At 57.3% G+C, this 24196-nt stretch carries 30 protein-coding genes and 2 pseudogenes; 30 read left to right on the plus strand and 2 right to left on the minus strand.

Annotated features, from left to right (window positions below; translation table 11 throughout):
• Positions 1 to 59 precede the first annotated feature (59 nt).
• The 7 genes and pseudogenes from RTX96_RS17070 to RTX96_RS17100 all read left to right on the plus strand — a co-directional run bounded on the left by RTX96_RS17070 (position 60) and on the right by RTX96_RS17100 (position 5130).
• Positions 60 to 287 (plus strand): DUF2732 domain-containing protein, encoded by a 228-nt coding sequence (locus tag RTX96_RS17070; protein ID WP_103177047.1) that lies wholly within the window; start codon positions 60 to 62, stop codon positions 285 to 287.
• Entirely contained in the window at positions 287 to 511 is a 225-nt protein-coding gene (locus tag RTX96_RS17075) for a TraR/DksA family transcriptional regulator (protein ID WP_312671618.1), read from the plus strand. The genes RTX96_RS17070 and RTX96_RS17075 overlap by 1 nt, the downstream gene beginning before the upstream one ends.
• Positions 508 to 1362: a DNA adenine methylase gene (locus RTX96_RS17080; RefSeq protein WP_312671619.1), complete on the plus strand. Its 855-nt coding sequence runs from the start codon at positions 508 to 510 to the stop codon at positions 1360 to 1362. The genes RTX96_RS17075 and RTX96_RS17080 overlap by 4 nt, the downstream gene beginning before the upstream one ends.
• Positions 1359 to 2197, plus strand: a pseudogene (locus tag RTX96_RS17085) (hypothetical protein). The gene RTX96_RS17080 and the pseudogene RTX96_RS17085 overlap by 4 nt, the downstream one beginning before the upstream one ends.
• The gene (locus RTX96_RS17090) at positions 2194 to 4401 is read left to right on the plus strand and encodes a replication endonuclease (RefSeq protein ID WP_312671620.1); all 2208 of its coding nucleotides are present in this window, start codon (positions 2194 to 2196) and stop codon (positions 4399 to 4401) included. Before RTX96_RS17085 ends, RTX96_RS17090 begins: the two are co-directional and overlap by 4 nt.
• 150 nt (positions 4402 to 4551) lie before the next feature.
• Positions 4552 to 4731, plus strand: coding sequence for a hypothetical protein (locus tag RTX96_RS17095; protein ID WP_088475197.1), 180 nt, complete (start codon positions 4552 to 4554; stop codon positions 4729 to 4731).
• 75 nt (positions 4732 to 4806) lie between these two features.
• On the plus strand, positions 4807 to 5130 hold the full coding sequence (locus RTX96_RS17100) for a hypothetical protein (RefSeq protein ID WP_312414061.1): 324 nt from the start codon (positions 4807 to 4809) through the stop codon (positions 5128 to 5130).
• Between the two features lie 426 nt (positions 5131 to 5556).
• Here the strand turns inward: RTX96_RS17100 and RTX96_RS17105 are convergent, their stop codons facing one another.
• Positions 5557 to 6624, minus strand: coding sequence for a phage portal protein (locus tag RTX96_RS17105; protein ID WP_312671621.1), 1068 nt, complete (start codon positions 6622 to 6624; stop codon positions 5557 to 5559).
• Entirely contained in the window at positions 6624 to 8390 is a 1767-nt protein-coding gene (locus RTX96_RS17110) for a terminase ATPase subunit family protein (protein ID WP_312671622.1), read from the minus strand. The genes RTX96_RS17105 and RTX96_RS17110 overlap by 1 nt, the downstream gene beginning before the upstream one ends.
• Positions 8391 to 8535: 145 nt before the next feature.
• Here RTX96_RS17110 and RTX96_RS17115 point away from each other — a divergent pair, with 145 nt between their 5' ends.
• The 23 genes and pseudogenes from RTX96_RS17115 to RTX96_RS17225 form a co-directional block, all read left to right on the plus strand.
• A complete protein-coding gene (locus RTX96_RS17115) occupies positions 8536 to 9390 on the plus strand; it encodes a GPO family capsid scaffolding protein (protein ID WP_312671623.1) in 855 nt (284 codons plus the stop codon).
• A gap of 16 nt (positions 9391 to 9406) precedes the next feature.
• The gene (locus RTX96_RS17120; protein ID WP_312671624.1) at positions 9407 to 10588 is read left to right on the plus strand and encodes a phage major capsid protein, P2 family; all 1182 of its coding nucleotides are present in this window, start codon (positions 9407 to 9409) and stop codon (positions 10586 to 10588) included.
• A gap of 2 nt (positions 10589 to 10590) precedes the next feature.
• Positions 10591 to 11247: a phage terminase small subunit gene (gene gpM / locus RTX96_RS17125; protein ID WP_312671625.1), complete on the plus strand. Its 657-nt coding sequence runs from the start codon at positions 10591 to 10593 to the stop codon at positions 11245 to 11247.
• A 100-nt stretch (positions 11248 to 11347) separates the two neighbouring features.
• A complete protein-coding gene (locus tag RTX96_RS17130) occupies positions 11348 to 11815 on the plus strand; it encodes a head completion/stabilization protein (protein WP_312671647.1) in 468 nt (155 codons plus the stop codon).
• Positions 11815 to 12018, plus strand: a complete 204-nt coding sequence (locus RTX96_RS17135) for a tail protein X (protein ID WP_088475203.1) — start codon at positions 11815 to 11817, stop codon at positions 12016 to 12018. Before RTX96_RS17130 ends, RTX96_RS17135 begins: the two co-directional genes overlap by 1 nt.
• Before the next feature lie 2 nt (positions 12019 to 12020).
• Positions 12021 to 12236, plus strand: a complete 216-nt coding sequence (locus tag RTX96_RS17140; protein WP_088475204.1) for an HP1 family phage holin — start codon at positions 12021 to 12023, stop codon at positions 12234 to 12236.
• Positions 12217 to 12732: a lysozyme gene (locus tag RTX96_RS17145; RefSeq protein WP_312671626.1), complete on the plus strand. Its 516-nt coding sequence runs from the start codon at positions 12217 to 12219 to the stop codon at positions 12730 to 12732. Before RTX96_RS17140 ends, RTX96_RS17145 begins: the two co-directional genes overlap by 20 nt.
• A complete protein-coding gene (locus RTX96_RS17150; RefSeq protein ID WP_312671627.1) occupies positions 12729 to 13178 on the plus strand; it encodes a hypothetical protein in 450 nt (149 codons plus the stop codon). Before RTX96_RS17145 ends, RTX96_RS17150 begins: the two co-directional genes overlap by 4 nt.
• Positions 13163 to 13591: an Rz-like lysis system protein LysB gene (gene lysB, locus RTX96_RS17155; protein ID WP_312671628.1), complete on the plus strand. Its 429-nt coding sequence runs from the start codon at positions 13163 to 13165 to the stop codon at positions 13589 to 13591. Before RTX96_RS17150 ends, lysB begins: the two co-directional genes overlap by 16 nt.
• Positions 13482 to 13721 carry an Rz1-like lysis system protein LysC gene (gene lysC, locus RTX96_RS17160; protein WP_312671629.1) on the plus strand — a complete coding sequence of 80 codons (240 nt, stop codon included), beginning with the start codon at positions 13482 to 13484 and terminating at the stop codon, positions 13719 to 13721. Before lysB ends, lysC begins: the two co-directional genes overlap by 110 nt.
• Positions 13684 to 14121: a phage tail protein gene (locus RTX96_RS17165; RefSeq protein ID WP_312671630.1), complete on the plus strand. Its 438-nt coding sequence runs from the start codon at positions 13684 to 13686 to the stop codon at positions 14119 to 14121. Before lysC ends, RTX96_RS17165 begins: the two co-directional genes overlap by 38 nt.
• Complete coding sequence (locus RTX96_RS17170; RefSeq protein WP_312671631.1) at positions 14114 to 14560, plus strand: phage virion morphogenesis protein; 447 nt, start codon at positions 14114 to 14116, stop codon at positions 14558 to 14560. Before RTX96_RS17165 ends, RTX96_RS17170 begins: the two co-directional genes overlap by 8 nt.
• Positions 14561 to 14632: 72 nt before the next feature.
• Positions 14633 to 15220 (plus strand): phage baseplate assembly protein V, encoded by a 588-nt coding sequence (locus RTX96_RS17175; RefSeq protein WP_312671632.1) that lies wholly within the window; start codon positions 14633 to 14635, stop codon positions 15218 to 15220.
• On the plus strand, positions 15217 to 15567 hold the full coding sequence (locus RTX96_RS17180) for a GPW/gp25 family protein (RefSeq protein ID WP_312400624.1): 351 nt from the start codon (positions 15217 to 15219) through the stop codon (positions 15565 to 15567). The genes RTX96_RS17175 and RTX96_RS17180 overlap by 4 nt, the downstream gene beginning before the upstream one ends.
• Positions 15564 to 16472 (plus strand): baseplate assembly protein, encoded by a 909-nt coding sequence (locus tag RTX96_RS17185; protein WP_312671633.1) that lies wholly within the window; start codon positions 15564 to 15566, stop codon positions 16470 to 16472. Before RTX96_RS17180 ends, RTX96_RS17185 begins: the two co-directional genes overlap by 4 nt.
• Positions 16465 to 17070, plus strand: coding sequence for a phage tail protein I (locus tag RTX96_RS17190; protein WP_312671634.1), 606 nt, complete (start codon positions 16465 to 16467; stop codon positions 17068 to 17070). Before RTX96_RS17185 ends, RTX96_RS17190 begins: the two co-directional genes overlap by 8 nt.
• On the plus strand, positions 17067 to 18473 hold the full coding sequence (locus RTX96_RS17195; protein WP_312671635.1) for a phage tail protein: 1407 nt from the start codon (positions 17067 to 17069) through the stop codon (positions 18471 to 18473). The genes RTX96_RS17190 and RTX96_RS17195 overlap by 4 nt, the downstream gene beginning before the upstream one ends.
• Positions 18460 to 18645 (plus strand): hypothetical protein, encoded by a 186-nt coding sequence (locus RTX96_RS17200; RefSeq protein WP_312671636.1) that lies wholly within the window; start codon positions 18460 to 18462, stop codon positions 18643 to 18645. Before RTX96_RS17195 ends, RTX96_RS17200 begins: the two co-directional genes overlap by 14 nt.
• Before the next feature lie 312 nt (positions 18646 to 18957).
• Entirely contained in the window at positions 18958 to 20133 is a 1176-nt protein-coding gene (locus RTX96_RS17205) for a phage tail sheath protein (RefSeq protein WP_312671637.1), read from the plus strand.
• A gap of 9 nt (positions 20134 to 20142) precedes the next feature.
• Positions 20143 to 20658: a phage major tail tube protein gene (locus tag RTX96_RS17210; protein WP_312671638.1), complete on the plus strand. Its 516-nt coding sequence runs from the start codon at positions 20143 to 20145 to the stop codon at positions 20656 to 20658.
• Positions 20659 to 20713: 55 nt separating this feature from the next.
• A complete protein-coding gene (locus RTX96_RS17215; RefSeq protein ID WP_103821774.1) occupies positions 20714 to 21052 on the plus strand; it encodes a phage tail assembly protein in 339 nt (112 codons plus the stop codon).
• Positions 21053 to 21066: 14 nt separating this feature from the next.
• Positions 21067 to 21186 (plus strand): GpE family phage tail protein, encoded by a 120-nt coding sequence (locus tag RTX96_RS17220; protein WP_103821773.1) that lies wholly within the window; start codon positions 21067 to 21069, stop codon positions 21184 to 21186.
• Positions 21179 to 24190 (plus strand): annotated as a pseudogene (locus RTX96_RS17225) (phage tail tape measure protein); the annotation flags it as partial. The gene RTX96_RS17220 and the pseudogene RTX96_RS17225, both read left to right, overlap by 8 nt.
• Between the last annotated feature and the right edge of the window lie 6 nt (positions 24191 to 24196).

Below are 24196 nucleotides of genomic sequence, written 5' to 3' on the forward strand. Positions count from 1 at the left end.
CGAAATTAATGGCGTAAACCCGCCGGGCATTCTTTTGCCCAAATTCTGGAGAAATGAATATGCGAAATACCGAAACCCGCAAGTTTAAAGCTGACAACGATGCGCTGACCGTATTGCTGACAGCCGCAAAAAACGAGGAGCGTAAAGACCGCGCCCTCGCCGTTTCAATCCGTCTTGAGTCGCTGGCTATCCACATCACCCAGCAGGGGCTGAACGGCAAAGAAGCCGCCGAGCTGTTGCGCCGTGAAGCGGCCCGCTTTGAAAACGAATCTCAGGAGCTGCACTAATGGCCGACTCAATGGATCTCGCACAGCAGCGCGAACAGGAAAACCGTGAGCGCCACACCCACAAAGCACGTAGCCGTCCGGCTGCGCCTTCTGCGTTTTTCTGCCAGGCGTGCGGCGTCGATATTCCTGCTGCTCGCCGGGCGGTTATTCCGGGCGTGCAGTGCTGCGTCACCTGTCAGGAAATCGCCGAGCTGAAAGGCAAGCACTACAAGGGGGCTGTATGAGCACAATCCTGAAATGGGCGGGCAATAAAACCGCCGTTATGCCGCACTTGAAAAAGTACCTGCCTGCTGGCCCGCGACTGGTTGAACCGTTCGCGGGTTCCTGCGCTGTGATGATGGAAACTGATTATCCCAGCTATCTCGTTGCGGATATCAACCCTGACCTGATTAACATGTATCAGCAGATTAAGGATGATGTGCTCGGCTTTATTCATCTCATTGAGCGCCTGTATGCGGAGCTCAATACCGAAAGCGGCTATTACAAATGCCGTCAGTATTTTAATACTGGTGCACTTAGCCCTATGGATAAAGCGGCATATTTTCTTTATCTGAATCGCCATTGTTACCGTGGGCTGTGTCGTTATAACCGTGCCGGGCATTTCAATGTGCCATACGGTAATTACAAAGAGCCGTACCTCCCGATTTCTGAAATCCGCGCCTTTGCTGAAAAGGCCCAGCGCGCAACGTTCATTTGTGCCGGTTACGAAGACACCCTGGCGCAGTTGCTGCCCGGCGATGTGGTTTACTGCGATCCGCCGTATGACGGTACATTTGCCGGTTACCACACCGCAGGTTTTAGCGAGGATGACCAGTATCGGCTGGCCTCAATTCTGGATCGCCGGTCATCAGAAGGTCATTCGGTTGTTGCCTCCAACAGCGACACGCTTCTGATCGGCTCGCTGTACCGTAATTTCACCCTTCATAAAATTACAGCCGCCCGCAGCATGGGCGTGGCCGCCGGTAAAAGCAAATCTGCCGCTGAGGTTATCGCTGTTTCTAAGTCGTTCTTCTGGACGGGCGTCGATTATGCCGATGCTGTGGACTTCTCTGTGTTTCATGTGGGGCTTGCATGAGTCGGGGCGGTTCCGTGACTAACGTTGTCCATTATCACGGAACACCTGTGTGGGGTGGCGCTGGCGACGTTCATCGAATTGCGGTGAGCGGCGCTGGCGCTTTTGTGTCGTATGCGCGACCCGATCAGCTTGCCGCCTCTTTTCGTCATGCCGCTGCTGTTGCGATAGATAACGGTGCATTTTCCGCATGGAAGCGCGGCCTCGTTATCAACTGGTCCGAGTTTTATGAATGGCTAATCCCTCACTACCACAACCCTAAGTTGAGCTTTTTTGTTATCCCAGACGTGATCGAGGGGGGGGCGAGGCAGATAACGATGCTCTTATCGCCAGTCTGCCTGGCTGCCTTCGTGATAAAGCTGCGCCTGTGTGGCATTTGCATGAATCACTTGATCGCCTGGTTGAGCTGTGCCGGGAATGGCCTCGCGTCTGTTTTGGTTCTTCCGGCGAATATGCCGTTATCCGAACCCAGCTCTGGCACCGCCGTATGAAAGACGCGTTCGAAGCTGTCTACGGTAAACATAATTTCAAAACCATGATTCATGGCCTGCGGATGCTCGATGGCCGGGTGCTGGGTAATTACCCGCTGGCAACTGCTGACAGCACCAACCTTGCCTGTAATGTTCCGAAGTTTGAGGCCAAATATCCTGAACTGACCCGAGCCATCCGTGAAGCTGACTATGCGCAGGGGTTATCTGAGCAGGAACTGATAAATATGATAAAGCGTAACCGGTGCGCAATCCTTAAAAATACGATTGAGGCTGTTCGCCCGCCCGCTGTCTGCAACTGGCTATCCAGACCCGCGCAGCCCCTGCAACTGGCGCTGGAGTTTGCATGAACGGATATGCGCACAGCTGGAATGCTCCACGCGAGGCCATTGCAAGCCCGTACCTCACACACGCAGAACAGCACCGTCGCGATCAGCAGGTTGCAGCGTTGCTGCGTGCGCGCCATGAACTTGAGAGGCAGCCGGATTGTGTGCGTTACGACGTGCGCCGCCGCGCTGATGAGCTGGAGCGTCATCACGGTTTAGAGCGAGCCAATGCCTTCCTGGTGAATTTTACCCGGAAGGCACTGCCGCGCCTTGAGCTGGTTAAAAATAAATACAGCATCGACGAGATCGCATCAGAGGTTTCCGTTGCTACGTTCAGCGGTGATTTTGACGCTGCTGACGTACGCTTTATGGCGTCCCGCCTGGTAAACTTGACGGCCCGCTACAATCGCCTGCCGGATATGTCAAAAGCAGATATCGATCTGCTGGCCGGTGATATCGCGAATTTCATTATTTCCGAACTGGGCACCATCGAGGTGGAAGCCGGCAGCGACCTGAAAATCCTGCACGCCTCCTACCACTGCGCCGCACGCATCACCCGGCATTTCAGAAATGCGCCGCCGCTGTGGGAGCGTATCACCACTAAATTCGTGACAGCTGAGGATGTGGCCCCGGCAACCCTGCGCATGGCCTCAGAAAAATGGTGGCAGGGCCGCCTGCGCCGTGTCGCTGCTGAGTGGCGCGAGCATCTGCAAATTGCCCTTGGCAATGTCAGCAAAACGCGGAAGGCGTACGCAAGCAAAGGTTGCGTAACGGAGTGGCGCGAGCAGAAACGCCGCACGCGTGAATTTCTCAAAGGGATGGAACTGGAAGACGAGGAAGGCAACCGCATCAGTCTGATCGACAAATATGACGGCAGCGTGGCTAATCCGGCGATCCGTCGCTGTGAGCTGATGACCCGCATCCGCGGCTTTGAAAACATCTGCAACGAGCTGGGCTATGTCGGTGAGTTTTACACCCTCACCGCCCCGTCAAAATTCCACGCAACAACCCGCGCCGGTTATCGCAACACCAAATGGAACGGCTCCAGCCCGGCGGACACCCAGCGTTACCTTACCGGGCTGTGGGCCAAAATCCGCGCCAAACTTCACCGCGATGAGATTCGCGTGTTCGGGATCCGAGTGGCCGAGCCTCACCACGATGGTACGCCGCACTGGCATATGCTGATGTTCATGTTGCCGGAAGACGTGACCCGCGTACGAGCCATCATCAGTAAATACGCCTGCAAGGAAGACCGTCAGGAACTGAAAAGCGATAAAGCCCGCAAGGCCCGCTTCCATGCTGAGGCTATCGACCCCGACAAGGGGAGCGCAACTGGCTATGTTGCGAAATACATCAGCAAAAATATCGACGGCTACGCCCTGGACGATGAGCGCGATGACGAGAGCGGCGAAACGCTTAAAGAGACCGCGCCCGCTGTTTCTGCCTGGGCGGCCCGCTGGCACATCCGGCAGTTTCAGTTTGTTGGCGGCGCGCCGGTCACCGTTTACCGCGAGCTGCGTCGAATGGCTGACGCAGAAACGGCGCGCGGCCTGAGTATCGAATTTGCCCTTGTACATGACGCAGCTGACGCAGGCGACTGGGCCGGTTATGTAAACGCCCAGGGCGGCCCGTTCGTACGCCGTGACGATTTGCAGGTGCGCACCTGGTACGAAAGCAGCGATTCGGTCAATGACTACGGCGAGGAAACCGTCCGTGTTAAGGGCGTTTACGACACCGAGGTTGGCGACGGCTCGCCGATCGTGACCCGCGTTGTGCAGTGGAAAATTGTACCGAAGCGGGCCGTTGACCTGGCCGTTGACGTTAAGGGCGCTCCTGCGCCCTCTCGGAGTTCTGTCAATAACTGTACGGGGGATCCGGTGCCGGATCCCGGCATCGATCTCACCAAACCTCTAAACCGACGCGAGCGCAGACAGTTAACGGAGCGTTTGCGGAAGAAAAAAACGGCTACCGGGCAAAAATTCGACCACGTTACAGAGCAGAACGCGGCGGCCATAGCCAGGGCAATTGACGAAATGCACCTTTTAACCGGCGAAACACTCAGCCGGGGAGAGGCGCTGTCGTTAATTTCCGGCGCGGCGCTGTTTATTGGTGGCCGCTGGCGTAGAGGTTCGGCGAGTGGTGATGTGTATGCTGCTAATACGCCAGCCTCAGCTAGGGCGACCAGCATCATGAACAGGGTGCGCCAGCTCGAAAAGGCCGCAAAATAACGCTGCGAATTTACAGGTAAGCGCGGTTAACCATTGTTGCGCTTAACAATTTCCCTCAGACATATCCGATTGAAAGATAAAAAAACATTTCACTTCCCAAAGTTTTTTATATACTGTGAATATATACAGTATTGTTGTGAGGGGGGGATTATGATTCTGGAAGATTCAAGTCGTGCGCATAAGTGGGCCTGCGTGCAGTTCATTGCCGAAGTATCGTTGTTAGCCAATTGCAAACCGTCCGATCTAAAGTTGGCGCTGAGCCTTATCGCCGATTTAGCTCATCAAGAAAATGAAGAAACGGAAAGCAATATTTTTTACGAAGCAAAATGAGATAAGCCCATGAATAACAAAACTTAAGTTTTGATTTTCATGGGGTTGAACAACGAGCGAAGCGAGGCGTTAGTTATGGGATTTCCTAGCCCGGCACAGGACTATGTAGAGACTGTCCTGACTCCAAACAGCTTATGCGGCATCACAGCTAACAGTCGTATTATTGAAACATCAGCAGGTTATGCGGTGATTAACCCCGCATTAAAATGCCCGCCTGGTGCGGACGTTCTGATCCAGGCATTCGGGCGTACGCATTTCGCAAAAGTTGCCGGTCACTCTTTTATAACATCCGACGGCGAAGCGCTGGAAGGTGAAGCACTGGACGATGTGGTTGTTTTAGGCAGGGTTACGCACCTCATCAACCGCACAATCAGCGATGATAACTGCCCTGTGATCTGATGGTTTTATCATTGCCGCGCCGTTCACGCGGTTGTGCATGTCTATGGTGCATGAAAATGAAGGATCGTTAGAGGATCGTTTATGCCCCGGCCCGCCAGTTCTGACGGGCTTTTTCATATCTCATGCACCTGCATGAAAACTATTACATAAAGCGCGCAGGCGTGGCGGGGCTACGAGCGCGCGCTTTGAGGTTAAAGCGGGGTCAGAAGGCCATTTTTGACCCCGGCAGGCATGCCGGGAAGGGGGCAATTCGTGCGCGTGCGGGCCGCTGTGGGTTGCAGCGAAGCGAAGCGCTGCGGAGGAGATGCCAAAAATAGAGTCGCTCAGAGGGCCTTAGAAGCGTGCTGAGTGGGTCAGCACCTGAGGAGGCAGGTCGTTTAAGGATTGAAAGCCAAAAAAAACCGCCCTGACGGGCGGTCTGCTGGGTTAGCTGGCGCTGTCGTCTCCCAGGTCCAGGCTGTACGGTTCCCAGCGGATCACCTGCTCCCCGATCCAGTCGTTCAGCTCTTCCATGCGCTTCTGCAATGGCAGCAGCTCGTTACGAACAAAGACGCGGGCGGCCTTCTCCACATCACCAAACCCGCCGGTGTTAGTCGGAATAATACCCATCAGCTGCGGCGGCACACGATGGGCGGCCAGCATGTCATCGCGGCTTACGTTCTTGATGTTCAGAAACTCATCCTTTGCCGCAACTTCTGACAGCGGGATGATCTGAATGCCGTCTTTCTTCCCGTTCGGGCTGTACATAAACAGGTTGCGGAAGTTGCCCGGCCCTTTCGATTTTTTCAGCGCCTCGCGGATATTATCCACGTCCTGCTGGTTAGCCGCGGGATCTGACATGTACATGATAAAGCCCGCGTGGCTTCCGTTCAGGTAATATTTCCGGCGGAACATGGTCGCGGACTCGTTCAGCAGTGTGGACGGGATGGCGGACAGGTAATCCGGCAGGCCGTAAATCTCCTGGTTCAGATCAGCCTCCATCAGGTGAAAAACCCGGCCCGGCGCAAACTCATAGGGCTGCTTCTGGTAGCCGTACTGCACAAACCAGTAATGATCCGGGTCAATGCCGCGCCGGGTAAACTTGGCAAGCGAAGCCTCAAGCGTCAGCGTGTCGCCTAACCGGTTCACCCGCTTTTCAAGGTAGGCGTTACCAAAGACAAGAAAATCCTGGACGAAACGGCCAAATGCCTGCTTGGACAGCAGGCGGTGCGGCTTAAAAGTGCTGACCAGAATGTTACGTTTCACCTGTATTGCGCTGCTGTGATGGACTGCTGCGCGGTACGTTCGCGCCAGCCCGTCCAGGCTGATGGGCGGCTCGTACCACCTGTCGACCTGAACGCATTCCAGATAGTCCAGCAGTTCGCGGCGATCGAGCACTGGCACGGGGTCCCCGAATGAAAACGCCTCGGCATGAGCGCCGCCGGGCTGCTCGGTCATGGTCTGCGCGGCAGACTGGCGGTGCAGCTCCTGCGCGCGGGGCTTACGTTTACCCATCAGTAAATCTCCACAATAGTGCTGTTATTCGCCGTTGCGCCTTCCAGCGGTTCGTTAAAGAGTGCGTGCATGGTTGCCCAGGCCAGGTCTGCATGGCTGGCTTCCTCGCTGCGGCTGGCCTCATACGTTGGCCGGTTTCCGCTGGCCGTGGTGCTTTTGCGGATCGCCATGAATGACTGGGCTACGTCGGTCATGCCCGCGTCAAACTCCAGACGGCGACTCGCGATGATGTCGTAGGCTTTGAGCACCAGGGCATTCTTGACGTTGGGGTTGTAGACAAACTCACGGACACCGGGATAGAACGCCTTCACGTTCTCATAGACGCCGTGGCCCACGCCGGTCGAGTCGATGCCGATATAGGTCACGTTAAACTGCAGGGTAAGCTGCCGGATGGCTTCTGCCTGGGCGCGGAAGTCCATCCCGCGCCACTGGTAGCGCTGCAGGATGCGGAACTTGCCGCCCGGCACCAGAGGGGGCGCGATCACCACGCACCCGGCGCTGTCGCCGTTCGTTGTCCCTTTCGCCGGGTCATAGCCGATCCATACCGGGCGGTTAGCGAATGGGCGAATCATCAGCGGCTCAAAGTCGTCCCAGACTTCCCAGCTGTCCACCATGCAGCCCTGCATAAGGGCCAGATTGAATACAGACGCCAGATCGTCCATAAACACGCACATCAGCAGGTTCTGGTAATCTTCCGGGCTGTAGCGCTGGCGCAGCTGCTCCAGGTCGAAAAGGTCACAGCCACCGCGCACCGCATCTTCCACGGTGATGATCTGGCGATACTGGCCGTCAGCACAGAGTGCGCCCCGCGCCAGATGGCTGTGGGAGAGGTCGATCTCTATCCTGTCGTGCTTTGTCCGGCCCTTGTTAAACTGTGCACCGGACCAGAACGGATAGGCGCTGTGCGTCAGGCTGGACGGCGTGGAGAAGTAGGTTTCACGCCATTTTTTATGCAGCGCCATACCGGACGCCACTTTCTGCAGCTCCTGGAATTTTGGTATCCAGAAATATTCGTCCAGATAGAGGTTTCCGTGATAGCTCTGCGCGGTCCGGGCGTTGGTTCCGAGGAAATACAGCGTCGCCCCGTTCGGCAGTACCATCGGATCGCCGCGCAGCTCTACATCTACCTCTTTCGCAAACTCAACAATGTACTGCTTGAAAACGTGAGCCTGGGCTTTACTCGCTGAGAGGAAAATCTGGTTGCGGCCGGTGATGAGCGCATCAATCAGTGCCTCACGGGCAAAAAAGAACGTCGCCCCGATCTGGCGTGATTTCAGCAGGTTCCTGACGGCGTATTTATTCCCGGCTTCCCACCACTGGCGCTGGTAGTCGAACATGGTGGAGTGGAAAATTTCTTCCAGCTTCTCGATCTGGTTATCGCTGAAAACATTTTTCTCTGGCGGCCTGCGCGGGCCTTTGTTGCGGTTGGCTACCTTAGGATTGAGGTCGGCTTCGTTACCGCCGTCGTTAAATTTCCCGATCCGGGCGTGGCGTTCTGCCTGACGGGCCAGCAGGTCAATTTCCTTAAAATCTCGCCCCTCCTTTGCGGGCTTCATGATGAGCTGGCAATAGCGCGCCGCCGTGGTCAGCTGCATCTGATCCAAGGGGCCGATTTCGCTCCACTTGTCGCGCTTTTTCCAGCTGTGAACGGTTGCGGGTTTCTCTCCCAGCATTTCAGCAATGCGGGCGATGCGTATACCGCTGAAATACAGAAACATCGCCTGTTTTCGCGGGTCGAGGTCCGGGTTAATCGTCGTCATGTTCATGGCGTCAGACTACGGCCCCGCGTTCACCTGCGCCGCTTCGCCCTGTTGTGCCATTTTTCCCACAATGGCCGCGCGTTGTTTCTCCCTCCCCTGAAACGCAAACATAAAGCCTCTCGACACGTCCAGAACAACCGGAGCCGGACAGATGGCAAAAAAATCAAAGCGTTTTCGTATTGGGGTGGAAGGTGCCACCACTGACGGGCGCACCATTGATCGCGTATGGCTGACCCAGATGGCAGCGAATTACAGCCAGCAGGTCTACACCGCTGTAGTCAATATGGAGCACATCAAGGGCTATACGCCTGACAGCGCTTTCCGCCGTTTCGGCATCGTGGAAGCGCTGGAAGCGGAGGAAATTAGTGAAGGTCCGCTGAAAGGCAAGATGGCGTTATACGCCTGGATTGTCCCGACCGACGAGCTGGTTTCCATGACCGCGAAGCTGCAGAAACTCTTCACCTCAATGGAGGTAAACCCGAAATTTTCCGACACCGGGGAAGCCTATCTGGTCGGCCTGGCTGTCACTGACGATCCGGCCAGCCTGGGCACGGAAATGCTGCAGTTCAGCGCCAGCGCTGAGGCTAATCCGCTGGCGCGTCGCAAACAGGATCGCGACAACCTTTTCACCGCTGCCGAAGAAACTCTCTTCGAATTTGAAGACCTGCCGGAAGAAAAGCCGAGCTTTTTCGCCAGCATCAAGGCGCTGCTTTCCCGTAAATCCGCTGACGACGCCGCCCGTTTTGCTGATGTGCATCAGGCCGTTGAAGAGGTCGCGGGAGCGCACCAGTCGCTGTCTGAATCTGTCGCTGAGTTCGGACAAAGCCTCGGCGATCTGAAACGTGATTTTTCACAGCGCCTTGATGGCATGCAGCAAAAGCTGTCCACGGCAGAAACGGAGCTTTCTACCCTGCGCGAGAAGTTATCCGAGGAAGACAGCCGCAGCGATCGCCGTCCGTTCTCTTCCGGCGGTAACGGCAGTTCAGAACAATTAACCACCTGCTGACGGAGCACAAAACCCGATGAAAAAGAAAACCCGCTTTGCCTTTAACGCTTACCTGCAGCAGCTGGCGAAGCTTAACGGAATCGACGTAGGCGATATTGGCTCTAAGTACACCGCTGAGCCATCGATCGCGCAGACGCTGGAAACTAAAATCCAGGAGTCGTCCGCGTTCCTGACGCGTATCAATATCGTGCCGGTGGATGAGCAGTCCGGTGAGCGTCTGGGTCTGGGCATCGGCTCGACGGTGGCCGGAACCACGGACACTACCAAAAAAGAGCGCGAGCCGACCGATCCGACCTATATCGACGGCGAAGGCTACAAGTGCACCCAGACTAACTTTGATACCGCTCTGGGCTATGAAAAGCTGGACCTGTGGGCGAAGTTTGAAGACTTCCAGATCCGCATCCGTGACGCGATTATCAAGCGTCAGGCGCTTGACCGCATCATGATCGGCTTTAACGGTGAGCGCCGGGAAAAGACCTCTGATCGCCTGACCTATCCACTCTTGCAGGACGTGAATATCGGCTGGCTGGAGAAAATCCGCCGTGAAGCGCCGGTGCGCGTACTGAACCGGATTGTGGGCAGCGATGGCACCGTTATTTCTCAGACGGTGCGTATCGGCAAGGGCGGCGATTTTAAAAATCTCGACGCACTGGTTATGGGCGCGGTCAGCGAGAAAATCGAGCCGTGGTACCAGGACGATACTGAGCTGGTCGTTATCTGTGGCCGTTCGCTGATGGCCGATAAATATTTCCCTATCGTCAACCGTGACCAGCCTAACAGCGAGGCGCTGGCCGCCGATCTGATTATCAGCCAGAAGCGTATCGGCGGCCTGCCCGCTGTGCAGGCTCCTTTCTTCCCGGCTAACGCCATCCTGATCACCCGTCTGGATAACCTGTCGATTTACTGGCAGGACGGCACCCGCCGCCGCGCGGTTATCGATAATCCGAAGCGCGATCGCATTGAAAACTTCGAATCTGTCAACGAGGCGTACGTGATTGAGGATTACGACTGCGTGGCGCTGATTGAAAACATCGAGGTGCTGGAAAACGAAGACGCACCGGCGCAGCAGACTGCAGCGGCGGATATGTCAGATGAGCAACTTGCGCGCATCGTGGCAATGGCGGCGACCGTCGTGCAGAGCATGAACGCATCGACAGCACCGCAGGCGGCTGAGGATCCGGCAGGCGGCGGGGCATAACCATGAACCCATTCCGCGCACATACGCGCTTTGTCCAGGCACAGGAGGCCGCCCGTCCGGGCGGCAGTGCTGCCGGGGCCAGCGGCTATGAAAAAATGCTGATGCAGCTCGGCGAGCACATGCGCCGCCTGAAAACGGTGCAGGGAACGGAACGCAAGATTGCCCTGAAACGTGAGTTTCTGCCTGTCTATGACGCCTGGATTGCCGGGGTGCTGGCGGCGGACTCTGCACGGCAGGACGATGTGGCGATGTTCGTTCTGATCTGGCGCATCGATACCGGTAATTACACCGGTGCGATGGAGATTGCCCGCCACGCCCTGCGGCATGGCTGGGTACTGCCGCAGCGATTCAACCGCACCACGGCGACTGCCATTGCAGAAGAGTTTGCCGATGCCGCTATGCGGGCGTTTGCAGGAGGTGAAACGTTCAGCGCTGCCCTGTTGACGCAGGCGCTGGAGCTGGTTGAGCCGCACGACATGCCGGATCAGTCCCGCGCCCGGATTTACAAGGCGCTGGGGTTTGCCCTGCGTGACAACGATCAGGCCGTCGCGGCGCTGAATCACCTTAAGCGTGCCCTGCAGCTGGATATGAACTGCGGCGTGAAAACAGAAATTAAGCAGCTGGAAGCCCGGCTGAAAAAAGCCGTCAACGGCGGCTAACCGAACGTGCCCACGCGCGGGGCGGCACGGGGTGGCGACAGGCTATAGGCCGCATCAAAACCCCGTCCACCGCCCACCCATCAGGGAGTAGTGAATGAACATGAAATTTGTTTCGCCGGAGCCGGTGAAAGAAAGCGCGCAGGACATTATCCAGAACACCTTTTTTTGGCCCGATCTCGATCTGGCAGAGTGCCGTCGTGAAATGCGCCTAGACGGAACGGTAACAACGGAGCGGCTGAGGCAGCAGGCACTGACCGCCGTTTCTGAGGTAAACGCGGAGCTGTTCAGTTTTCGCCAGAAACAAATGGACCGGGGCTGTGCTGTCCTGGCTGATGTTCCGGCGGAAAAAATCGATGGTGAAAGCGAGCGCGTGCAGCTGTACCGCCGCGCTGTCTGGTGCTGGACAAAGGCGCTGACGGTTGAGAAGTACCGGGATTTTGACAGCACGGCGGAAGGGAACAAAAAGGCGGACGAAATGGAAAGCGGCCTGGGTGAGTTGTGGCGCGATGCACGCTGGGCGATCGCCCGTCTGCAGGACCTGCCACACATGACGGTGGAGCTGATCTGATGAAAGTCCGGGCGCAGCAGTATGACACGGTAGACGCGATTTGCTGGCGTCACTACGGGCGTACGCTGGGTATGACAGAAGCGGTGCTGGCCGCCAATCCGGGGCTGGCCGCTGTTGGCCCCGTTCTGCCGCACGGTTTAGAGGTGGAGCTGCCTGAGCTGGTCAGCAGCCCCACGGCGCAGACCGTGCAGCTCTGGGAGTGAATATGACTATCGAACGGGTAACAGCGGCCATGACCTACTGGATAGCGGTTTTCCTCGCCTGGCTGGGTAACTGGGATATCCAGGACGTGGGAACCGTATTCGGAATGGTGCTGGGTACGGCGGCGCTGGGGATCACATGGTATTACCGGCGCAAGGCGTTTCAGTTGCTTGAGGCCGGAAAAATCAGCCGGGAGGCTTATGAGCGCGTCAATCGTTAAGCGTTGCCTGATTGGTGTGGTGCTGGCGATCGCTGCCACGCTGCCACAGTTTGAGCTGCTGAAAACCTCCCCGCAGGGTCTGCAGCTGATTGCAGATTATGAGGGCTGTCGCCTGACGCCGTACCAGTGCGACGCCGGGGTGTGGACTAACGGGATCGGGCATACCGCCGGAGTGGTGCCAGGCAAAACCATCAACGAGCACCAGGCGGCCAGCAACCTGATCGGCGATGTGCTCAACGTTGAGCGCAGGCTGGCAGTCTGTGTGCCGGTAGCCATGCCGCAGCAGGTTTATGACAGCCTTGTGAGCCTGGCGTTTAACGTCGGTACGGGTGCGGTGTGTAAATCAACAATGGCGGCGTTCATTAGGCGCGGTCAATGGCTGCAGGCGTGCAATCAGCTTCCACGCTGGGTGTACGTCAGCGGAATAAAAAACAGCGGGCTGGAAAACCGCCGCGCGCGGGAACTGGCATGGTGCGTAAAAGGGGTGACACTGTGAAAACCAAACTGATTGCATGGGTGGTTCATGTTCTGTTTCTGGGAGCACTGGCATGGGGGCTTTTTCAACCGGAGAGCGTGGTAATGAGTGCGGCGGCCTGCTTCGTTTACTTACGGTCGCTTGCCTCCGCCGGTCTGCTGATGCTTGGCCTTTTCGGCTATGTCATTTATGCGTTCTGTGAGCGCGACGTGGTCAGGCCAGGCAGCGAATCAATGCCGCCAATCCTCTGCAAAATGTTCGGACTGGATAAGCCGTCGTCGGGCTGGGCGGAGGTAAGGTGGGTTAACAATCTTGTGTTTGTAGTCGCGGCCCTGCTCCAATCCGGCTGGTTTGCAACCGCAGTCGTTTACCTGATTAGCGTGGTCCTGGTCAGCTGTATGCGCTGGATGCTGGCTGAGCTGCTGAAAGACTGGCGTGAAGGTGCGCAACCATGCCCCGCAGCGTAACGATCACCGGTGTGTTGTTACTGGCCCTGACGCTTTGGCTGGGCTGGCAGTTACGGGAGGCCCGGCGGGATATCAGCGACAGGGATCGTGATATTGCCGGGCTAAATGTGGATCTGGGCCGCGCCCGTAGCCAGCTGGCTGCGGTTGACCTGATGGCCAGGGCAAACGACAGCTTTCAGCTGGCCTATCAGCAGGAACAGGATGCAATCACTCTCGCTGCAGTGGCGCGGGCTGAACAGATTAAGAGGCTGACCAATGAAAACCCTGACGTTAAAAAGTGGGCTGACACTCCTTTGCCTGCTGATGTTATCCGGCTGCAACAGCGCCCGGCAATTACCGGAGCGGCCGGTTATCGCGCTTTCCTGTCCGAAGGTGACGCGCTGCCAGCTGCCAGCGAGCGGGCCGACCAATAACGGCGAGCTGCTTGCCGCTAAAGAGGCGGCGGAAACGGGCTGGGCGCAGTGTGCGGCCAGGGTGGATATGATTGTTGACTGTCAGGAAAACCATGAACAAACCCTCATCCCTGCGATCGGCGCTGAATAGCATCCCTTACCTGAGTGCTAACCCGGACGCGCTGCATCTGTTCGTTGACGACGGAAAGGTTGTGAGCACAGGCGTGCCGGGGCTTGGCTGGGAGTATCAGTACACACTGAATATGGTCGTTACTGATTTCAGTGGCGATCAGAACCTGCTGACGGCGGTGGTGCTGCAGTGGCTGACGGAAAACCAGCCGGACGCCCTGCATAACCCGGAGCTGCGCGAACGGCTGTTTCGTTTTGAGGTGGAAATACTGAAAAACGATCTGGTTGATATCAGCATTTATCTGGCTCTGACGGAGCGTGTGCTGGTTACGGTCCGTGATGGTGTGGCAACGGTGGAGGCAGTGGCGGAGCCGGACGGCCCTGCCAGCCACGATGAGCACTGGTTAGCGCATCATGGCTGAGCTGAAACAGATGGATGACTGGCTGAACGCACTGATTAGCCAGCTGGGAACGGCGCAGCGGCGAAAGCTGATGCGTGATGTGGCCGTGCAGCTGCGACAGCAGCAGCAGCAAAATATAAAGCTGCAGCGCAACCCGGACGGCAGCGCCTACGAACCCCGGAAAGCGAAAGGCCGGGCGAAGTCGGGCCGCATCCGTCGGCAGATGTTCAGCAAGCTGCGGACAGCCCGCTACCTCAAAACCCGGACCACAAACGACGCTGCAGAGGTGGCCTTTGAAGGCAGGGTGCAGCGTATAGCCCGCGTCCATCACTATGGCCTGCGCGATCGTGTCAGGAAGTACGGGCCCGAAGTTACCTATGCCCGCCGTGAACTGCTCGGCATAACCGACGCATCTGAAGAGATGGTGCGCGATCTCATCATGGAACACCTGTCCCGCTGACGGCACATTGTCTGGCGCATCGCACAACGCCCGCGACTCATCACCCGGCGGCAAAAATGGAAAACTGACCCCATGAAAAATCCCGAATTTAACCTTGCTGAGCTGTACCGCCTGCTGCTGAACCTGGTCAGAACCGGGGTGGTGATCGAGGTGGACGCTGAAAACTGGCAGTGCCGCGTGCAGACCGGCGAACTGCAGACGACGTGGCTTAACTGGCTGACGATGCGCGCTGGCCGGTCCAGAACATGGTGGCGGCCGTCCGTGGGTGAGCAGGTTGTTTTGCTGTCCATCGGCGGCGATCTCACCACGGCGTTTGTGTTACCGGCGATTTACTCAAACGACAACCCGCCGCCCTCTGTATCAGAGGATGCACAGGTAACGACGTTCCCGGACGGCGGCTGGATTGAGTACGAGCCGGAAACCGGGCGCTACCTGCTAAAAGCCGGGGCAAAGATTGTTTTAGAAGCACCGGAAAGCATCCAGGTAAAAACGGGTGAGTTTGTCGTTGAAGCCGCCCGGACGAGTATCAACAGCGAGGTCGTGATCAACGGTGAGGTTACGCAGTCCGGCGGGGCGATGAGTTCAAACGGCGTTGTAGTGCACAGCCACAAACACAACGGCGTTCAGAGTGGCGGCAGTTTAACGGGAGGGCCAGCTTGATGATGTATCTGGGTATGAACGCGCAGACAGGCGGCGCGCTGACGGACGTTGAGCACATCCGTCAGTCTGTGCGCGATATTCTGGTGACGCCGGTTGGTTCGCGTCTGGCGCGCCGGGAATATGGCTCGCTGATGGCTGAACTGATAGACCAGCCGCAGAACGCCGTTACCCGGCTGCAGGTTATGGCGGCAACATACAGCGCCCTGTGCCGCTGGGAACCGCGTATCAGGCTGACGGGCGTGACTACGGAAACGAGCATGGACGGCAAAATGGTTGTTAACCTGACGGGCTACCGTGCAGATAACGCCCCTCTCAGCCTCTCGGTAGACGTGGGGGCTGTCGTATGAGTTCCGTCGATCTCTCCCAGCTTCCCGCCCCGGAAATTGTTGATGTGCCGGATTTTGAAACCCTGCTGGCCGTGCGTAAGGCGGCGTTTATCGCCCTTTATCCGGCTGACGAACAGGACGCCGTGCGGCGCACGCTGGCGCTGGAGTCCGATCCGGTGGTGAAGCTGCTGCAGGAAAATACCTACCGGGAAATTCTCTTACGCCAGCGCATCAACGAGGCCGCCCAGGCTGTCATGGTGGCCTATGCGCTTGGCAGCGATCTGGATCAGCTGGCAGCTAACTATGGCGTCGGGCGTATGGTCGTCACGCCTGCAGATGATAACGCCGTGCCGCCGGTTGCGGCGGCGATGGAAACCGACGACGAGTTACGGCTGCGTGTACCGCAGGCATTTGAGGGCCTGTCCGTGGCCGGACCTACAGCGGCTTATGAGTTTCATGCGCGCAGCGCAGACGGGCGAGTTGCTGATGTGTCGGCAACCAGCCCCACCCCTGCAACGGTGGTTATCACTGTGCTGAGCCGCGACGGGAACGGCGCTGCACCTGCCGATCTGCTGGCCGTCGTGGATGCGGCGCTGAACGATGAAAGTATTCGACCCGTGGCGGACCGCGTGACGGTGCAGAGTGCGGCGATCGTGCCCTATGAGATTAACGCCACGCTGTATTTCTATCCCGGACCAGAAGCGGAGCCAATTCTTGCGGCCGCGCGCGCGCGGCTTGAAAAGTATATCGCCAGCCAGACACGGCTGGGCCGTGATATCCGGCGCAGCGCTATCTTTGCTGCCCTGCACGTCGAGGGTGTACAGCGCGTGGAGCTGGCAAGCCCGGCGCAGGATGTGGTGCTGGATAAAACGCAGGCCGCATGGTGCGAAAGCTGGTCTGTGCTGAAAGGTGGTACGGATGAATAGCCTGTTACCGCCGGGGTCGTCCGCGCTGGAGCGCCGCCTTGCCGCCGCGTGCAGTGATATCACCGGGCTGAATGTGCCGCTGCGTGACCTGTGGAACCCTGCCACGTGCCCGGTAAAGTTTCTGCCTTATCTGGCCTGGGCGTTCTCTGTTGACCGCTGGGACGAAAGCTGGGTGGAGGACGTGAAAAGGCAGGTAGTCCGGGATGCATTTTTTATTCATCAGCATAAAGGAACTATCAGCGCTGTGCGCCGGGCTGTGCAACCGTTCGGTTTCCTGATCCGTGTTATCGAATGGTGGAAAACCGGAGAGGCGCCGGGCACGTTCCGGCTGGATATTGGCGTGCAGGACCAGGGCATAACGGAAGAAACCTATCTGGAGCTGGAGCGGCTGATTAGTGATGCCAAACCGTGCAGTCGTCATCTGGTGGGGATGTCCATAAACCTTCAGACCAGCGGTGATCTTTGGGTGGGCGCTGCCACCTATACGGGCGAAGAAATCACGGTTTATCCGTACATCAACGAAACCATTATTTCCGGCGGTACCGCCTATGAGGGCGGTGCGGTCCATGTTATTGATACTGTGAGAGTGAATTCATGAGCGCAAAATTTTATACCCTGCTGACGGAGATCGGCGCGGCGAAACTGGCAAGCGCCGCCGCGCTCGGTGTCCCGCTGAAAATTACTAAGATGGCGGTGGGAGATGGCGGCGGCGTGCTGCCGACCCCGGACGCAAAACAAACGGTCCTGGTTAATGAAAAACGCCGCGCTGACCTCAACATGTTGTATATCGACCCGCAGAACAGCAGTCAGATTATTGCTGAGCAGGTGATCCCCGAAACGGAGGGCGGGTGGTGGATTCGAGAGGTTGGGCTTTTCGATGACACCGGTGCGCTGATTGCCCTCGGTAACTGCCCGGAGAGTTACAAGCCGCAGCTGGCTGAGGGAAGCGGCCGCACACAGACGGTGCGCATGGTGCTTATCACAAGTAGCACTGAAAACGTCACCCTGAAAATTGATCCGGCAGTAGTGCTGGCAACCCGCAAATATGTGGATGACAAGGTGCTGGAGCTAAAGGTGTATGTAGATGACCTGATGGCAAAACACCTTGCTGCAGTGGACCCTCACACTCAGTATGCGCCAAAAGAAAGCCCTACGCTGACCGGCACGCCGAAAGCGCCAACTGCAGCGGCAGGAAATAACTCAACCCAGATTGCTAATACGGCCTTTGTGCAGGCGCTGGTAACGGCGTTAAACAATGCGCTGGCGCTTAAGGCCCCTCTGGCAAGTCCTGGCCTGACCGGAACGCCAACAGCACCGACAGCTGTGCAAACTGCCAATAATACCCAGATTGCTACCACGGCGTTTGTAAAATCAGCTATTGCTGCACTGGTCGCATCATCTCCGGCGGCACTGGATACCCTCAGCGAGCTGGCGGCGGCCCTGGGTAACGATCCAAATTTCTCTACCACCGTACTGAATGCGCTGGCTGGTAAACAGGCAGCAGACGCAACACTGACCGCGCTGGCTGGCTTGCTAACGGGCGCTAATAAGCTTCCGTATTTTACTGGTGTGGACACTGTAGCCCAGACCGATTTAACCCAGACAGGCAGGGATATCATCGGCAAGGGCGGCATTGCTGACGTTCTCGAATACCTTGGTTTAGGAGGAGCTAAATTTGTAACGAGTCGAGGCAGGAACGCAAACGGTGTATGGGTGATATGGTCTGATGGTGCCATTGAGATGATGGGATCTGGTGTAGCCATAGATAATGGCTTAGCCACAGTTAATTACCCCATAGAGTTACCTGATTTGACGCGTTATATCAGCATCGCTGAGCGCCTTTCTGGGGATCCTGGTGCTACGGTCAATCTTGCTCATACATCTATGGTCATTGATCCATTAACAACAAAAGCTGGCTTCAAAGCCCGTTGCACTATGTCCGCAACGGGTAGTCCATCAAATTCAGGTTTCTCCTGGAGAGTTTATTATGCGCCTGTTTAATCCGATAACGTTGACCGAAGTTATTCCAGGCTTTCATGACATCACTGATGCAACTGAACTGCCGGATGATAACTGGTTTTTCAAAACAACTGAAATACCTGCAGGAAAAATGCTCGCCGCCAATGAGAAAGGCGAGCCTGTTTTGATTGATGTTACTGTAAGGGAGAAATAGGCCTGTCGATATCTGGCGCTCTGGAAGTACTTACAGCCTCCAGGGCATTGGATAGTGGCTGGCCTGCGCAACCAGAATCATGATGATCGCCCCGCAATGCGGGGCTTTTTTCTGTCTTCTGGTAACGGCACGCACGGTTAATTCTGACCGTGCCGGCCATCAACCGTAGCACGGTCAGAAGTGACAATACCCGATACAATCTTTACGCGTTTTTCCTCCTGCTGTTGTGCGAAACACCATACAACCCCCCCCGACTGACCTGACGGCGCGATGCCTGCAACATGGTCCTGACCCATTCTCTGGAGAAACTTTATGGCTCAGGATTCATATCATCACGGCGTCCGCGTGCAGGAGATTAACGAAGGCACGCGCACGATCAGCACTGTCAGCACGGCTATTGTCGGGATGGTCTGTACAGCAGACGACGCTGACCCCGCCGCGTTTCCGCTGAATAAGCCCGTTCTGTTAACTGACGTACTGACGGCCAGCGGCAAGGCAGGCGAAAGCGGCACGCTGGCCCGCGCGCTGGACGCTATCGGCGATCAGTCAAAGCCGGTAACGGTCGTTGTCCGCGTCCCCCAGGGCGAAACAGAAGCGGAAACCACCTCTAACATTATCGGCGGCGTGACCGCAGAGGGCCGCCGTACTGGCATGAAAGCCCTGTTGGCTGCACAAAGCCAGCTTGGCGTTAAGCCCCGCATTCTCGGCGTGCCGGGCCATGACACTAAAGCGGTCGCCACGGAGCTGCTGAGCGTGGCGCAGTCCCTGCGCGGCTTTGCCTACCTCACTGCATACGGCTGCAAAACCATCGAAGAGGCGATTGCCTATCGCGCCAATTTCAGCCAGCGCGAGGGAATGCTGATCTGGCCTGATTTTGTCAGCTGGGACACCACCACGAACGCAGAGGCGACGGCATACGCCACCGCCCGCGCCCTCGGCCTGCGCGCCAAAATCGACAACGATACGGGCTGGCACAAATCCCTGTCTAACGTTGGCGTAAATGGCGTGACGGGTATTTCTGCGGACGTGTTCTGGGATCTGCAGGACCCGGCAACCGATGCGGGCCTGCTGAACCAGAACGATATCACCACGCTGATCCGCCGTGATGGTTTCCGCTTCTGGGGTTCCCGCTGTCTGAGCGACGATCCGCTTTTCGCGTTTGAGAACTACACCCGCACCGCCCAGGTGCTGATGGACACAATGGCAGAAGGCCAGATGTGGGCGGTAGATAAGCCGCTGACCCCTTCACTGGCCCGCGACATTATCGAAGGTATCCGCGCCAAAATTCGCAACCTGGTGAATCAGGGTTATCTGCTCGGCGGCGATTGCTGGCTGGATGATTCGGTGAACGATAAAGACACCCTCAAGGCCGGTCAGCTGATGCTGGACTATGACTACACGCCAGTCCCGCCGCTGGAAAACCTGATGCTGCGCCAGCGCATCACCGATCGTTATCTGATGGACTTTTCAAGCCAGGTAAAAGGCTAAGGGGAAAAAATGGCACTGCCACGCAAACTTAAATACCTGAACCTGTTTAACGACGGGGAAAACTACATGGGTCTTGTGGAGTCCCTGACCCTGCCGAAATTCACGCAGAAGTTTGAAAAATACCGTGGCGGCGGTATGCCGGGCGCGGTGGATGTCAACATGGGCCTGGACGATGGCGCGCTTGATACTGAGTTTGAGATCGGGGGCACTGAGGCCCTGCTCTTTAAACAGCTGAAAGCAACCACTGTCGACGGCGTGCAGCTGCGCTTCGCAGAGTCCATCCAGCGCGATGATACCGGTGAAGTGCAGGCGGTGGAGCTGGTTGTACGTGGCCGCCACAAGGAGCTGGATTCCGGCACGCATAAGCAGGGCGACAGCAGCACCACAAAAGTCAGCAGCACCAACAGTTACGCAAAGCTGAGTATCAATGGCGAGGTCATCTATGAAGTGGACCTGGTGAACATGGTGCACATCGTGGACGGCGTGGATCTGATGGAAGCGCACCGCGCCGCCATCGGCCTGTAATGTATGGCGCGGGTAGCCGCGCCTTCTCTTAACTCTTTTTTAACGCGGACTCATCATGAAAAACGAAAAAAACGAACTGCCAGAAAACGCACAGCCTGAAATTAAAAACGAAGCCACCGTAACGCTGGATGCGCCGGTTGTGCGCGGCAAGTCGGAAATTACAGAAATCGTTGTGCGTAAACCTAATTCCGGGGCGCTGCGTGGCGCACGTCTGCAGGCGCTGATGGATATGGATGTGGATTCGATGATGCTGGTACTCCCCCGCGTCACCACCCCGGCGCTGACCCGTGCAGAGGTAATGATGCTGGAGCCGGGCGATCTGCTGCAGCTGTCGCTGGAGCTGGTCAGTTTTTTGTTGCCGAAGTCGGCGATGTCAGCTTTCCCGCAGAGCTGACCATAGAGGACCTGGTGGCGGATATCGCCACCGTGTTTCACTGGCCGCCCTCCGCCACGGCTGATATGACGCTGACGGAACTTCTGGAGTGGCGGCACAAAGCCATTTTGAGAAGCGGGGCATCAGATGAGTGATCGTAACCTGCGCCTGCAGGTTGTTTTAAACGCGGTGGACAAGCTCACCCGTCCTTTCAAACAGGCGCGCGCCAGCACTCAGGAGCTGGCCGCCGCCGTCAAAAAATCCCGCGACGCCCTCAAACAAATTAACCAGACCAGCTCGCAGCTGGACGGATACCGCAAGCTGCAGGCAGAGAGCCAGAAGCTGGGCGATCGGCTGAGCTATGCCCGTCAGCGCGCCAGCATGCTGAGCAATGAGCTGGGCCAGATGGGGCCGCCGTCACAGCGGCAGATTGTGGCGCTTGAACGCCAGCGGCTGGCAGTACAGCGGCTTGAAGAGCGCCACGGCAGGCTGCAGCAAAAAGCCGGGCAGGTTCGCGCAGAACTGTACCGGGTCGGGATATCTGCTAACGACGGGGCCAGCGCCACGGCACGCATTACCCGCGAAACCGAAAAATATAACCGCCAGCTGGCTGATCAGGAAGCCCGGCTGCGGCGCGTTGGTGAGCAGCAGCGGAAAATGAACGCTGTCCGCGAGCAGTACGGCAAAACGCTGGAAGTGCGCGACAGGGTGGCAGGTGCAGGTGCTGCAATGACTGCTGCCGGGGTTGGCATGGGTGCGCCGGTTGTGGCGGCGGTTAAGAGCTATGCCAGCCTGGAAGACGCCATGAAAGGCGTGGCAAAACAGGTGAACGGACTGCGGGACGATAACGGAAACCGCACCGCACAATTTTACGAACTGCAGGCAGCCATTAAAACGGCCAGTGAACAGCTACCGCTGCAGAACGGTGCCGTCGATTATGCCGCCCTGGTTGAAGGCGGCGCACGTATGGGGGTGGGAGAAAACGCCAAAACGTGGGCGGAGCTGAAAAAGGAGCTGCTTGATTTTGCATCTGTGTCTGCAAAAGCGGCAACCGCTTTTGAGCTGCCCGCCGATCAGCTGGCTGAGGATTTAGGGAAAATTGCCGGGCTGTATAAGGTCCCGACCAGCGAGATAGAGCGCCTGGGCGATGTGATCAACTACCTCGACGATAACGCGAAATCGAAAGGCGCGGACATTATCAACGTGATGCAGCGTATGGGTGGCGTTGCCGATAAGCTCGACTTCCGCAAAGCGGCAGCGCTGGGTTCAACGTTCCTGACCCTGGGCGCAGCGCCGGAGGTGGCCGCGACCGCATCAAATGCGATGGTGCGTGAGCTGGCGATTGCCAGCATGCAGAGCGATCGCTTTATGGATGGCATGGATGCGCTGAAATTAAAGCCTGCGCAGCTTGAAAAGGACATGGCAAAAGACTCTATGGGAACCATTCTCAGGGTGCTGGAAATGGTAAACCGTCTGCCAAAATATAAGCAAATGAACGTCCTGACCCAGCTATTTGGCAAGGAGTACGGGGGCGCAGCAGGAAAGCTGGCTAACAATATGGGGGAGCTGTATCGCCAGTTAGGTCTGGTTAAGGGAGCTGCATCAGCCGGATCCATGCAGAAAGAATCCGATATCAATAAAGACTCGCTTTCAGCGCAATGGATGCTGACTAAGGCGGGGATGCAGAACGTGATGAGCGGGCTTGGGGAAACCCTGCGCACGCCTTTGCTTGAAATCATGGCCTCTGTGCGCCAGGTAACTGGCGTAGTGCGCCGCTGGGTGGAACAAAACCCGGAGCTGGCTGGAGCACTGATAAAGGTAGCCGCCGCAGTAGCTGCGGTGACGGTGGTAATGGGTACGCTGATGGTCGCCGTGGCGGCAATTATTGGGCCGCTTGCCGTGGTCCGTCTCAGCATGAGCATGCTGGGAATTCGTATTCTGCCGGGTGTGCTCAGCTCTGCGCAGGGGCTGGGGAACGGTCTGCTTTGGCTGGCTAAATCCCCTCTCACGCTGCTATCAGGCGGATTTGCGCGTAACGCCAGCGCATCACGTGCGCTGTCAGGTCCGCTCTCATCGCTGGGATCGTCTCTGTCCATCTTGGGGGGCGCTGCATCCCGCGTAGTTTCCGGCCCGCTGGCGCTGCTGCGTGCTGGGGTGTGGGCCATGCTCAATCCGCTGGCCGCCGGTCGGGCTGCGTTAACCGGGCTGGGCCGCTCTCTGCTATGGCTGGTCACGTCTCCGCTGGCGCTGCTTCGTACCGGATTAATGTTTATTTCCGGTGCGCTGACCGTGCTGTTAAGTCCGATCGGTCTGGTTGTTGCGGCGCTGGCCGGGGTGGCGCTGGTTGTCTGGAAATACTGGGAGCCGATAAAGGCGTTTCTGGGTGGCGTGGTTGAAGGCTTTAAGGCTGCAGCCGCACCGATTAGTGAAGCCTTTGAGCCGCTGCGGCCAATGTTCCAGTGGATAGGCGATAAGGTGCAGGCGCTGTGGGGATGGTTCACTGACCTTCTGACGCCGGTTAAATCAACATCACAGGAGCTGCAAAGCGCGGCGGGTATGGGGCGGCAGTTTGGTGAGGCGTTGGCTGGCGGTCTGAATATGGTTATGCACCCACTGGAAACGCTGAAATCCGGCGTTTCATGGTTACTGGAAAAGCTGGGGATCGTCAGCAAAGAGGCGGCAAAAGCGAAGTTGCCTGAGCAGATTACCCGGCAGCAGCCAGCCACGGTAAGCAGTGATGGCCGGGTTAATCTTCCCGCCGGAGGTTCACCGTATGCCGGTTACGGAATGCCTGGGTTTGCAGGCTTCCATGATAATGGTGGCATGATCCCTCGCGGTCAGTGGGGCGTGGTGGGTGAGAATGGCCCGGAGATCGTAAACGGTCCCGCCAGAATAACCAGCCGCCGCCGTACTGCTGCACTTGCTGCTGCAGCTGCCTTTGCATTTAGCGGCGCAGCACAACCCGCTGCGGCGGCCATGACGCCATTTATTGAAACACCTGTCAGTGAATATCGCGTTCAGCCCCCTCCGCGTGCCGTTGAGCTGGCAGGCGTAACGGCCTCTACACGGAGAGCATTGCCGCAGCCAGCAGAGCTATTAACACGTTACGCGCCTGAACTACCGGAGCAGGATGCAGCGCCCCGGCGGGCTGAATCACTGACTAAT

It is taken from the genome of Pseudescherichia sp., assembly GCF_032052675.1.
Taxonomy (GTDB): Bacteria; Pseudomonadota; Gammaproteobacteria; order Enterobacterales; family Enterobacteriaceae; genus Pseudescherichia.